The sequence below is a fragment of the Herminiimonas sp. genome, from assembly GCF_030655415.1.
This window is the reverse complement of sequence record NZ_JAURVN010000015.1, coordinates 44,050-56,983: the sequence shown is the minus strand read 5'-3', so window position 1 is coordinate 56,983 and position 12,934 is coordinate 44,050. Positions and strand designations below refer to the sequence as shown.

General features: G+C 49.4%; 11 protein-coding genes. 7 read left to right on the top strand and 4 right to left on the bottom strand.

The window, feature by feature from the left end; genetic code table 11:
- Positions 1–76: 76 nt before the first annotated feature.
- The 7 genes from Q7T66_RS15130 (at position 77) to hpf (ending at position 5,551) form a co-directional block, all read left to right on the top strand.
- Complete coding sequence (locus Q7T66_RS15130; RefSeq protein WP_304933827.1) at positions 77–1,105, top strand: SIS domain-containing protein; 1,029 nt, start codon at positions 77–79, stop codon at positions 1,103–1,105.
- Positions 1,105–1,665 (top strand): HAD family hydrolase, encoded by a 561-nt coding sequence (locus Q7T66_RS15135; RefSeq protein WP_304933826.1) that lies wholly within the window; start codon positions 1,105–1,107, stop codon positions 1,663–1,665. The genes Q7T66_RS15130 and Q7T66_RS15135 overlap by 1 nt, the downstream gene beginning before the upstream one ends.
- Entirely contained in the window at positions 1,662–2,261 is a 600-nt protein-coding gene (gene lptC, locus Q7T66_RS15140; protein ID WP_304933825.1) for an LPS export ABC transporter periplasmic protein LptC, read from the top strand. Before Q7T66_RS15135 ends, lptC begins: the two co-directional genes overlap by 4 nt.
- Positions 2,262–2,307: 46 nt before the next feature.
- The gene (gene lptA / locus Q7T66_RS15145; protein ID WP_304933824.1) at positions 2,308–2,865 is read left to right on the top strand and encodes a lipopolysaccharide transport periplasmic protein LptA; all 558 of its coding nucleotides are present in this window, start codon (positions 2,308–2,310) and stop codon (positions 2,863–2,865) included.
- A 1-nt stretch (position 2,866) separates the two neighbouring features.
- On the top strand, positions 2,867–3,607 hold the full coding sequence (gene lptB / locus Q7T66_RS15150) for an LPS export ABC transporter ATP-binding protein (protein WP_304933823.1): 741 nt from the start codon (positions 2,867–2,869) through the stop codon (positions 3,605–3,607).
- A gap of 22 nt (positions 3,608–3,629) precedes the next feature.
- On the top strand, positions 3,630–5,102 hold the full coding sequence (locus Q7T66_RS15155; RefSeq protein WP_304933822.1) for an RNA polymerase factor sigma-54: 1,473 nt from the start codon (positions 3,630–3,632) through the stop codon (positions 5,100–5,102).
- Between the two features lie 95 nt (positions 5,103–5,197).
- Positions 5,198–5,551: a ribosome hibernation-promoting factor, HPF/YfiA family gene (gene hpf / locus Q7T66_RS15160; RefSeq protein ID WP_304933821.1), complete on the top strand. Its 354-nt coding sequence runs from the start codon at positions 5,198–5,200 to the stop codon at positions 5,549–5,551.
- A 121-nt stretch (positions 5,552–5,672) separates the two neighbouring features.
- Here hpf and Q7T66_RS15165 read toward each other — a convergent pair whose 3' ends face one another.
- The 4 genes from Q7T66_RS15165 to Q7T66_RS15180 all read right to left on the bottom strand — a co-directional run bounded on the left by Q7T66_RS15165 (position 5,673) and on the right by Q7T66_RS15180 (position 12,922).
- Positions 5,673–6,338 carry an energy transducer TonB gene (locus Q7T66_RS15165; RefSeq protein WP_304933820.1) on the bottom strand — a complete coding sequence of 222 codons (666 nt, stop codon included), beginning with the start codon at positions 6,336–6,338 and terminating at the stop codon, positions 5,673–5,675.
- A 79-nt stretch (positions 6,339–6,417) separates the two neighbouring features.
- The gene (locus Q7T66_RS15170; RefSeq protein ID WP_304933819.1) at positions 6,418–11,178 is read right to left on the bottom strand and encodes a pilus assembly protein; all 4,761 of its coding nucleotides are present in this window, start codon (positions 11,176–11,178) and stop codon (positions 6,418–6,420) included.
- Complete coding sequence (locus tag Q7T66_RS15175) at positions 11,178–11,786, bottom strand: hypothetical protein (RefSeq protein WP_304933818.1); 609 nt, start codon at positions 11,784–11,786, stop codon at positions 11,178–11,180. Before Q7T66_RS15175 ends, Q7T66_RS15170 begins: the two co-directional genes overlap by 1 nt.
- Positions 11,780–12,922 carry a PilW family protein gene (locus tag Q7T66_RS15180; RefSeq protein ID WP_304933817.1) on the bottom strand — a complete coding sequence of 381 codons (1,143 nt, stop codon included), beginning with the start codon at positions 12,920–12,922 and terminating at the stop codon, positions 11,780–11,782. The genes Q7T66_RS15175 and Q7T66_RS15180 overlap by 7 nt, the downstream gene beginning before the upstream one ends.
- Positions 12,923–12,934: the final 12 nt, after the last annotated feature.

Sequence of the window (12,934 nt, the reverse complement as noted above, 5' to 3'; positions counted from 1 at the left end):
ACATATTTTTGTACGTCTGGCAGGTTTTTTGCTTAGTCAGCCCTTCTTGCCAGATGAATTCGTTTATACTTTCGGCATGAGTGTACCCCATGCCAAAACCGTGCCCGCAACTTTTGATGCGAACAGCGCAACGCGCGCGCTGCAATTTGCCAGCGCAACCCTGCAAATCGAAGCCGATGCGATTCTTGCATTAAAGAAACGAATCAGCGAAGAAACCGGCGCGCAATTCGTCAAAGCAGTTTCCCTATTATTAAATTGCAACGGCCGCGTGGTCGTTTCCGGTATCGGCAAGTCTGGTCATATCGCCCGCAAGATTGCCTCCACCCTCGCCTCGACCGGCACGCCTGCATTTTTCGTGCACGCGGCTGAAGCATCGCATGGCGATCTGGGAATGATCACCGCCAGCGATGCGCTGATCGCAATTTCATACTCAGGTGAAGCCGGCGAATTGCTGGCCATCGTACCGATCATCAAACGCATGGGAGCGACACTGATTGCGATAACCGGCAATGATGCATCAAGTCTGGCGCAGTTTGCTGATGTGCAGTTGAACGTCAAAGTCGACAAAGAAGCTTGTCCATTAAATTTGGCACCGACCTCCAGCACCACCGCCACCTTGGCGCTCGGCGATGCACTTGCGATGGCACTGCTGGATGCGCGCGGTTTTGGTGAAGAAGATTTCGCCCGCTCACATCCAGGTGGCGCACTTGGTCGTCGCTTGCTGACGCATGTGCGCGACGTGATGCGTACCGGCGATGCAGTCCCAGCTGTTGCTGCAGATGCCACTCTCTATGCTGCATTGCTGGAAATCAGTAAAAAAGGCATGGCGATGACCGCTGTGATCGACGCAGATGGCAAAGCCATAGGCGTGTTCACCGACGGCGACTTGCGCAGGCTGATTGAAAACAAACAAGATTTTTCGACGCTGTCGATTGCCGATGTGATGCACGCAAATCCACGTAGCGTGCAACCGGAGCAACTCGCGGTGGATGCGGTCGACATGATGGAAGAATTCCGTATCAATCAACTGCTGGTGACCAATGCCGATGGCAAGCTGGTTGGCGCGTTGCATATTCATGATCTGACTCGCGCGAAAGTAATCTGATGAGTTCATCTACAGATTCCGCCGCAGGCTCTTCATTATCAGTGGCGACAGAGCGCGCAGCAAATGTGCGCCTGATGATTTTTGACGTCGATGGTATTTTGACCGATGGCAGTCTGCACTTCGGCGCAGATGGCGAAGTAATCAAAACCTTTAACGTACTCGACGGCCACGGCATTAAATTGCTGCAGCAATCCGGCGTCGCGACGGCAATCATCAGCGCACGCCAATCGCCTATCGTGCTGCGTCGTGCTACCGATCTCGGGATTCAACATGTATTCCAAGGCATACATGACAAGCGCAGCGCATTCGAACAATTGCTCGCGCAAACGAAGACTGCAGCAGACGCATGCGGCTTCATCGGCGACGATGTCATCGACTTGCCGATTTTGTCGCGCGTCGGCTTTGCTGCCAGCGTACCTAACGGCCACCAAGAAGTCCGCTCGCGCGTGCATTATGTGACGCAAGCCAGCGGTGGTCGTGGTGCGGCGCGTGAGTTGTGCGACTTCATCCTGCGTGCGCAAGGCAACTACGAGACGGCTATCGCGCCGTACCTTTCATGAAAGCGATACGCCCTGCTACCAGCGTGCGCCTGATTGTGCTGATCGTATTGAGCGCAGCGCTCGCGCTGGGCAGCTTTTGGCTGGTCGAAGTGATGCAGAAAAAAACTGAAGATTCGATGCCAGATCGCGTGCGTACCGAGCCCGATTTTTATGTGGAAAAATTCAATTTCGTCCGCATGGCAAAAAGCGGTGAGGCGCGTTACAACCTGACCGGCACCGAGATGAAGCATTACCCGCAAGACGATTCGTATCAAATACAAAATCCGGTCATGCATAGTTACAGCCCAGATCGCCCACCGATGGTGAGTCGATCATTGCGTGCTACGGTGACCAATAACAATAGCGAAGTTCACATGTACGACAACGTGCATATAGACAGACCGGCATCGGCAACGTCACAGCATTTTCAATTGAAGACCTCGTATTTGCTGCTGCTGCCGGACGATGATGTGATGAAAACACCGAAGCCGGTTGAACTGCATCTTGGAAAATCAACACTGAATGGCTCGGGCATGTTCGCCAACAATGCAACTGGCGAGTTCCGTTTGTCGAGCAATGTAAAAGGCCAATATCAGGCGCCTGCCGTCACCAATTGATTTCGTGATCCGGCTTTTAATCGATGGATTATTTTAGAAAAATGTCATGAAACGATTACTTTCTGCAATGCTGCTTGTCGCTGGTTTAGGTACGCTTTCTTTCGCGCACGCCGAGAAAGCCGATGCGACCAAACCGACCAATGTCGAAGCTGATCAAATGCAGTACGACGACGTCAAGCAGATCAACACTTTCATCGGCAATGTTGTGCTGACGCGCGGTTCGATTTTGATGAAGTCCAACAAGATGGTCGTTACGCAAGATCCTTCCGGCTATCAATTCGTCGTCATGTATGCCGCGCCCGGCTCGCTCGCAAGTTTCCGTCAAAAACGTGACGGCGGTCCAGATCAATGGATAGATGGTCAAGCCGAACGCATCGAATACGACGACAAAAATGAAATCATGAAACTGTTTTCCAAAGCACGCATGCGCCGTTTGGAAAATGGCAAGCCGACGGATGAAGTGAATGGCGAGTTCATTTCCTATGACACGCGCGCTGAATTTTTCACCGTACACAACACCGCCGGCGGCGATAGCAAACCAGGCGCGGGACGCATCAAGGCAGTGATTCAGCCGCGCGCCGCCACTACCCCAAAGGCGCCATAAAATGTCGAGCAAGTTAATCGTCAGTGGTCTGCAGAAAAGCTATGGCGCGCGGCAGGTTGTGCGCGACGTCGCACTGCAGGTTGAAAGCGGCGAAGTGATTGGATTGCTGGGCCCAAATGGGGCTGGAAAAACCACTTCGTTTTACATGATCGTTGGCTTGGTACCTTCTGATGCCGGCAGTATCGAACTGGATGGCGTCAACATTTCGCGCCAGCCCATACACGCACGCGCACAACTTGGTTTGTCGTATCTGCCGCAAGAAGCGTCCGTCTTCCGCAAGCTAAGTGTCGAAGACAATATCCGTGCCGTGCTTGAACTACAACGCGTCAATGGCAAGTCTTTAAGTAAACCGCAAATCGAACAGCGTCTCGATACTTTGCTGGCTGATTTGCAAATCGAAAAGCTGCGAGAAAATCAGGCGCTGTCTTTATCAGGCGGCGAACGTAGACGCGTCGAGATTGCGCGCGCACTCGCGACCAACCCACGTTTCGTTTTGCTTGATGAACCGTTCGCTGGCGTTGATCCAATCGCCGTGATTGAAATTCAGCGCATCGTGCGCTTCCTGAAAGAACGCGGCATCGGCGTACTCATCACCGATCACAATGTGCGCGAAACTCTGGGTATCTGCGACCGCGCCTACATCATCAATCAAGGCGCCGTCTTGGCCAGTGGTAGCCCGGATGAAATCATTGCAAATGAATCAGTCCGCCGGGTTTACCTCGGCGAACACTTCCGCATGTAACGGCGGAAGAAGATAACACTCTATGAAGCAATCCCTGCAGCTACGCGTTTCGCAACACCTGGCACTCACGCCACAATTACAGCAATCAATCCGCTTGCTGCAATTATCCACGCTAGAACTGCACCAAGAACTCGAACAAATTCTGGCAGATAATCCGCTGCTGGAACGCACTGACGATCCTCTCGATCACGCGATACGCTTATTAGCCGATGGCGCGATCGGTTCCACTGGCACCACTCCAGAAGGCGCGAGCGTAGAAGCGAATGCGCAAGTACCTGAGAGCGACACCAGCTTTGATGCGCCATCCGACGCACCCGAGTCATCCAACGGCGACGCCGAATGGAGTTTCGACGACGTAGCGCGCACATCGAAAGCACCCGAAGATGACGACGCGCGCCCGCAGCTCGAAGCGCACGAAACAACCTTGCGTGAACATCTGCTGGAACAGATGCGCGTTACCGTTCGCGAGCGACGCGATCGCGCTTTGCTCGAATTAATTATCGATGCATTAAACGACAACGGTTATCTGGAAGAAGAGCTAGAAGAAATTCATTCTCGCTTGCCAGAAGAGTTGGAAATCGAGTTAGAAGAATTGCAGATTGCACTTAACCTTCTGCAGAGTTTTGATCCACCTGGCGTAGGTGCACGCAACGCGTCTGAGTGTTTGGCACTGCAAATCAAGCGCATGCCAAAAGTAGCCATGGTCACACGTCGCATGGCACTCGCAATTGTAGAAAATCATCTCACGCTGTTTGCGCAACGCGACTTCAACAAATTACGTAAAGCGCTGGATTGCGATGACGAAGATTTGCGCGAAGCACAAGTCATCATCAAGCAATGCAATCCGCATCCGGGTGCGATCTTCGCCAGCGGCTCATCTGATTATGTAGTGCCAGACGTCATCGTCAAACGTACACGCAGCGGTTGGCAAGTCATGCTTAATCATGACGTCATGCCGCGCCTGCGCGTCAACAGCATGTACGCGAACATTTTGAAGCAAAGCAAAGGCGACGGATCGCTCGGCTCGCAGCTGCAAGAAGCAAAATGGTTGATCAAGAATATGCGTCAACGCTTCGATACTATCCTGCGTGTATCGCAGGCGATTGTAGAGCGGCAACGAAACTTTTTCTCGCATGGCGCTGTCGCGATGCGCCCACTTGTGTTGCGCGAAATAGCTGATACACTAGGTCTACACGAGAGCACTATTTCTCGTGTAACAACGCAAAAGTACATGCTCACACCGCATGGAATGTTCGAATTGAAATATTTTTTCGGCAGCCATGTCGCAACGGAAACAGGTGGCGAAGCATCCTCCACCGCGATACGGGCGCTGATCAAACAACTGATAGGAGCTGAAAACCCGAAGATCCCATTCTCTGATAGCAAAATCGCAGAAATGCTGGCGGAACAAGGCATGGTTGTGGCGCGGCGCACAGTTGCAAAATACCGTGAAGCCTTGAAAATCCCACCAGTCAATTTGCGTAAATCGTTGTAGAACTGTCCTTAGTAGTTTTTGTTATACCTTGCTGTGTTCTTGTGGCCAGGTAACAAGGCGCATGAACCTCCAGTGAATTATCATAGGAGCACTGTATGAATCTCACAATCAGTGGACATCACCTCGAATTAACCCCAGCAATCCGCGAATATGTACAAGGAAAACTGGAGCGTATCAAACGACATTTCGATCACGTTATCGATATTGCAGTCATCCTGACTGTAGACAATCTTCCCGAAAAAGAAAAACGCCAGAAAGCAGAAATCAACTTGCGCGTGAGAGGCAAGGATCTGCATGCGGAAAGCATAGCCGACAATTTGTATGCGGCGATTGACGCCTTGGTCGACAAACTCGATCGACAAGTCATCAAATACAAAACCAAACAGCAAGATCATCAACATGAGGCAATCAAACGATTACCGGATGAATCGGACGCTGTCGCGCCTTAGGGTGCAATAACCTGATCGAGAAATCGGTCGTTAAAAATGAAGGGCGCAATTGCGCCCTTTTTTATTGTTCACTCAGAAAAATAATCGCGTTGATACCTTTTCAAGAGGCTAATCGCATCAACTATTGGTTGTCAAACCCATCATCTAATCTCACCTCAATTTTCAGTTGACTCTTTACAGGCATCCCATCAATTTTTCCTGGCTGAAATTTTGATTTTGAAAACGTTTCCATAACCAATCGCTGATCGCTTTCCGACAACGGAGAATCATCAATGAAGATTTCATCAATCTGCCCCTCCTCATTTATCAACAACCTCAATACAGCTAATTGCGCAGATGCACTGTGCAATGAAAAAGCCAAGCTAGGAGAAAGATCTAGCTTAACTTGCGGCATCTCACTTAACTCATTCGCAGGAAAATAGTAAGGCTCTAAAGCCCGCACTATTGGAAACAATATATCCTCTTCTTTGGGGGCGTGTATTCTTTGAGTCTCTAGATCAAGAGTATCTTTTTCTGGCTTTTTAGAGCCTGTCAGGAATTTAGTTTGCGATAGAGATAAATGATCTGCAACTACCTCTACTTTTCCTTTGTGGTGGCCATTGAGTTTGGACGAGTTAACTGCACCAGGAACGACCGGCTTAACAAGCTCCGCAATTATCAATACAGATCCTTGCTGATGCTTTGCATGAGCAACATCAATACGTCCGCTGCCAAACACAAAAACCATACATAAATGCGCCGCAGTGGAAATAAGCAAGCAGAAAATTCGAGAGGAACGATTTTGCAAAAGACTTTTATACAGCGATCATCTAAGTAACGACAGACTTGATTACGGGATGATCAAATGATCCCGTAATCCTCTTTCTCTATTGGGCGTTCAAGACTCGCCAAGAAACTCGACGAGTACCACTGGCCGAAGGCGGATTTACTGGGGGAGTTATAACAATAGTTCCACCTAAATCGCTACCACTTGATGCCCCCGTTGATGTTCTAATTAATGCTCGTACTGTCCCATCAGCCTGCAATATCATCACTGGGCGTGTAACAAGACCCGAACCCAAACTAATACCACTCACACCATTTGATCCTTCGACTGCCCCACCGGTCAGGTAATTCAGCGCATAAACAAAACTGGCGGCCGTGCCCGTCGTTGCGCCACAGGCACTCACGGTCGATGCTTGCGGCGTAATCGTCGTAAACAAAATAGTCCCCAAAGCAAGTGCGGGATCAGTGCTAGAACGTTCACCGCCAGTCAGAAAATCAACGTACCAACCATTTTTGGTGTTCCAATCCACACTGTTGCTACTACTGGTACGCACTACCTGTTGAGGTATACAAACTGAAGTGGCAGTATTAGCAGGGCAAGTCGTGTTGGTAAATGTTTGAGCGACGAAATTATTACTCGTAGTACGTGGATTCCCTAAGGTGGTTGAGTTCAAATTGTCTTTGATTGCATAAAACGATTGCGTGTCAGCATTAGCAACATCTGTAGTACCTAAGTAGCGTCCGGTCCCGACAAAAATTACAGGTTTTCCGCTAATAGTGGCCTGCACAGGCCTAGTCGTAATCGGCTGCGCATTCCCTGCCGCGTCTACCAAACTCACCAATAATTGTGCGTCGTAACCGGTTGCGCCAATATCTCCATTAATGTCAAACCGCCACAGATTTCCCAGCGTATCACCACCGTATGCAGCCCTCGCTGTGTTATCTGTCGATGACTCGAGCACGTGTGCACTAATACGAGTCAAGCCGCTAGGCGTTGTTGCACTACCAACTCCGGTACTGATGTCTCTTATAATGTCGCCTGTATTTGCGTCAAGCACATACAATCGACCTTTTCCCACATCTGCCGCAACAGTTCCATCAGTATTGTTATAACCGGAACTGATAAGGACCACCCATCTACCATCTCTAAGTTTAGTAATGGTTGGATTGCCATAGCTGTAACCAAGATTGGCATCGGTAAATTCCCACAATAATGTCGGCGACCCTGGAGTAGTTATATCAAGTGCGTAATAACCTTTTCCACCCCGATTCAACCCACCAACCAAAATGGTTTTCCACTGCCCAGCCGTACAAGTGGTTGGAGTAGTCAAGTTTGCGTTGGGGCAAATATCACCAGTCTCAGGCGAGTTATCGACAGAATATTGATGTTGAGTCGAATAGTTTTTATCAGCTAACTTATACAAATCCGGCAAGACCATTCCTGGAACATATGCCCATAACTCTTGCCCCGTAATCGCGTTAAAGGCATGCAACATACCGTCATTAGCACCCACATACACTGCACCCGCACGTGAAGACTTGTTTATCTTGAACTGGCTGTAATTAGCGTCTCGGTAGTTATATAAAGGCGTTTGTACATAGCGCGCCTCGGACGACACGATGTCACCTAAAACGTGAGTACGTTGTCGGAAATATCCTGTCGCACCACCTGCCTCATTACTGCGATCCCCACGCAGAAAATTAACCAATGCCTCCCCTGCTGCACCACCAGTTGCAATAGTGTTGTTGCTTTGCAGTGCAGTACTCAAACATGTCCCCCCAGCAGGAGAGCAAAACTGCGATAAACCCGATCTTGGACTAGCTACATAAGTAACATACGGGGCAGTGAAATAGCTTTTCTGAGTATTTGATAAACTCGCCCACTCAAACGAAATCAACCCGCTCGCGCCTTTCGTATAGATAGTTCTTGCAGCAAGTGGTGTGGCCGGTACTAATGTCGTTGCGGCCTCATCGACATTTATCACTGCTGTGTTGCTCACATCCAAACCACCTGCATTGAATGTTGCAGGTGAAACATATTCAGAATTGACCGAGTAACAGCTGCCACTTTGTCTAAACACACTGCCGACGACATATAATTTTCCTGCTGCCCATTCTGTTGTCGCACAATCGAGTAACTTCATAGATGACCAATTCTGGGCAGTCAACGACCCCGTAGCAGTAATCTGCTGACGAATAAGCTCCCCGTACCATTCCACCGACTTGTAAGAAGAGCTGAACACGTAATTGTCGCTGGCACTTACGTTTGGATTGCTGCTCGCGGCCGCCGCGGCCGTACCAGGACGCGGGGTATTAGAGATTGTTGCCAACGCTTTAATCAAGCTACTCGATAGAGATGATGGATCCGCAGCACTAAAGTAAGTCCCATGCCCATTAATCGCGGTATGCCACAAATCATCAATAGTGGTATTAGCATTCGCAACAGGCGCAGGCCAATTACACGCGCCACTGCTTTGCCAAGAGCAAACACCAGCGCTGGAACTTGTAGCATTTCCCTTCAGCACATCGAAAAAATCACCGCTTGTGTCATTCCAATAATCTTGAGTATCAGTAGGCGCATAAACCATCTGCCCTTGAGCCCCTAAACCCAGCGTGAATGTCGTCATATGCTGCGCAGTTGCAACGTCCCGACCGTTTGATGGGACATTATTAGTGCACAGGTTATTTGGAGTCGTTGCTGGGGAAATAGTAGGTCCAACGCACGTTCCAGTTACATCGTCACCCGTTGCTGTTGAGTCGCGCAAATCGGTATTGTAGTAATAGGACGCTACGTCAGCGAGCGTATCCGACGCGCCGCCATCAGTAGATCGATATGAACATGCCCTAGCAGTTGCCACCGTGTAATTAGGAGGAGCTGATTCCCTGATAGGAGTGCAGGAAGATGCATCCGAAGTACTCGTACTATACTGGCAATCTGTTGCATTGCTGATAGTCATATTGCCAGCATTTGGACTGAGATTCAAAGTACAACTAGACACATTTGTCCAAGCAGTCCAGTTATATCTGCAGGTGTTCGTATTCGCGTTACAAGTCGCAACGGTAGTCCAACCGCCCCCCGACCGTCTCTGAAGCGGGCCTGTGCGTTGCTGTAAAGTGCTGGTTGTGATTTGAAGTTGCGCGGCACCTCCGTCATAGTAAGGCCTAGATAACCCTACGTCTTGATTACCCACAGGAACACTGTCATCTAGTTTGAAGCCTGCGCCACCATTCCAAAACCCATCTGTAGATAAAATTGTATAGTTTTGTTGACACGAATACTGCATAGGATCAACAACCGTACTACCTTGGAAAGTTGTTCCATTCAGTTTTCCCGCGTACAAGCGACCAGCCTGCGACAGAGCGGAACGTAATCCGGTACCGTTACTCGGCTGCGCACTAATTAATTTGGTGTACCAATCGTATTTTTGGGCGCCGGTAAATTCAGCTAGATTAAGATAATCGCTATTGGTATTATTATTAATACTCATATAACCCAAACGAAACCGCGAAACTCCACTGCTTATATCTGCTGCTGAATCAATCGTTGAAAATGCATTACTGGCAGATGTTTTCATCATCTGCATACGCGTCCGGTAATACGTCCACCAGTTCGCATAGTTCGTCATTTCTTCATTGTACGTACAGGTAGTGCCAACGCAGTCAGTACGAGTAGCGGCTTTACTACTGCTACCTGGATAAGGATAACTAGTAATCTCCGGAGTAAGTACTGTGCGTCTATTTTCACCCCGGATAGTGGTACTTGCCACAGCAAACGCTGCAGCAGTCACGGTCATACCAGTTTTGGTCACCGCCGGCAAAGATGTGGTTGCACTAGGCGCAACAATTGTGACGACAGCACCAGACCTAGATGCACTGTAACCAATCACTTGGCAATTAGTACTCACCTTAGTAAGAGTACAAGCGTTGATGTTATCCACAATTCGCTGTGCAACAGTATTGGCATTATTACTACTGACCGTCGAAGCAGACAGAATTTCAGAGCCACCTACGGTGATATTACTCACAACAGTATTTGTTGAGCCGGAAACAGTAATTGTTGCAACCGGTGGCGAGGGTGCCCGCACCCAGTCATAGCCCGTACCAAAAGTTGCCCTGCAAGTGCTTAAAGCATTATTAGTGCACCAACGCACTGTCGCGGGATAAGGATAAGTCGTAGTAGGCGCTGTAGCTGCAACACATGTTTTTAAATTCGGCGCTGTGCAATATTCTCCTGGCACCATCGTATAAAAATATGGCGGCGTTGCAGTATTTGTGAGTAAGTCTGACGTAGTCGTGCTTTGAATACCGTAAGCGTCATCTTTAACAGCTTTCCAATTTCGTGCAGAAGTCGTGGCGGTATTGTCCCCACCTGTGGTCGCCGATACTCCAGTCTGACTTGGATAAGTAGTCGTGTTAATTACTCCAGTAGCCCCAACCGAAATTGGTGGCACATATTTAACTGCAGGGTTGTAATACATACCGTTATAAGCGGCATTGCGGAATAAATATTCAGCACGAGCAGAAGCTGGATCCTGACCAGTACTAGAGCAAGAAGAATTACGGGTTGAAACGCCAGCACAGGCCCAATCCGGCATGAAATCCCAGTCCATACTGCCAGAATCATCAAGGATGAAAAAGACATTAGGCTTCACGTCCGTGGACGACGGTGCAGAATATGTATTCAACGGTGTTGTAGAGATGTCAGTTGCCGCCGCTGCAGAGCCGATAACAGCCCACACCATCAGCACAGCGCCGATTTTTTTGAGCGATTGATTATGGGGCATTTCGATCTCCTGAATTTGAAGCATATTTTGCGGCGTGCGCAATTGCCAATATGGTTGGGTTATTGCTGCCTCACCCATTACATTGAGGCCATTGCTTGAACATAGCTGACGGTATTTCGTGGTCCGACGATACGGACAGTAATTCTGTAATAAACAACCGATGGGGCATTAAGCTGAATTTCTTGATTTTCATTATTCCCTGTAGCCGCAGTCACCACCGGCGATGCAATACACGAACCGCCCGATGTCTTGCCACCGGCGTTATTGCACATACGGTCAATTACGTAAGAAATCTTGTTACCAGCCTCGTCTGCGGCGCCGTTGTTCAAATCAAATTTTCTGGCAGCTAAGGTTGCAGCCCAATAAGCATCCCACGACTGTCCTGCAGCCGGGCTATGTGACGCGGCACTGCCATTTGCGGCGTACCCGTTCCCCGAACTGTCCGCCTCCAAAGTTGCTGCACTTGCTCCAGCTAAAAATGCAATTGCGGCTTCAACACCCGCGTCACCAGATCGGGTTGCAGCCTGTTGGAAAGCTAAATTTCCCGCAATCAAATTATTCGTATCCACCGAGCGCATTAATGCAATGCCGGCGAGCGTCATCGCTACCAACACAATAAGAGCAATGATCAGAACTACACCCGACTGCCTTGAGCGCCGCATTGGAGAGAAAGCTTTGATTAACATCCTGTCGGCACTCCCATCCACGTAACGTTTCGAATCGGGACTACGGTCTGTGAAACTTTATAACGATAGTGCTTCCAAGGCTCATCTAGGGCGGCATCTGGACCCAAGGTTCCCGTGGCAGCAACAATGGGAGCACCCGCGTTACCATCCCAAGTAGGGGCATTTACCAGATTATTCACATTCAACGAGGTTGTCGTAACAAGCCCTTTTTCAAATTGATTGCTACGTGCCACCACAGCTATTCTTACTGCAGAGGTTCTTGACCAACCGCAAGTGGCCGGTATGCCACTTGCATCTGCGGCACTGCCTGGCGTAATTTGATCAAACACATCAGGAACTGCATCCATCGTCGCGGTAGTATCGCGAGCGTACTGCGCTTTCAAGCTGACAATATTGCTAGCGAGGGGTACCCATATCGCTGGATTTGCCTTATTAGCATCCAGACCGCAATCGTTGAGCATGTAATCGCATACGGTAAGACTCCCGCCGCGAACAGCATAGGCACGCACCGTGGGAGATGGTCCGAGGTTATAAAGTATCGTTCCCACCGCCCCAGTTGCTGCGGTTACTGTATTTGTAGCGACAGCAGTGATACGATCTACAATCAAGGTGCCACACGTAGCTGGAGGAGTAGGTCCAGCGATTACCTTGTCCCCAACGCCGACTACACCAGCTGTGAATGAACTTGGCATTTGAACCGTATAGACGGCAGAAGCTTGCGCAGTAATGGTATTGCCTTGAGGCTGCCCATTTCCATTCCCGAACAGAATTAACAAGCGATCAGTATTCGGGTCACCTGCCGGAATAATTGTAGTAGCTGGATTAATCGTTACAGGCGCCAAAGGCACAGCCGTTGCTATGGTCGCTCCCGACGCTACAGACCAAGTCACGTTGCAGTTGAACATACTTGGCGCAACAAAACCATAACCCGCCTGTCCTATGTCGCGCTGTAACTGATAAATCATCAAAGCGCCATTACTTTGCGCATCACCGCCACTCGTAGTAGTACGTTTGCGCCCTTCCGAAAGTGCAAACACTTGCAAGATAACGATGACAGCCAACATGCCGATAGCGACGCCAACCATGATTTCCACCAAACTGAAACCAGCAGTACGGCGCATAGAAAATTTCGACATCTTCAACAATTT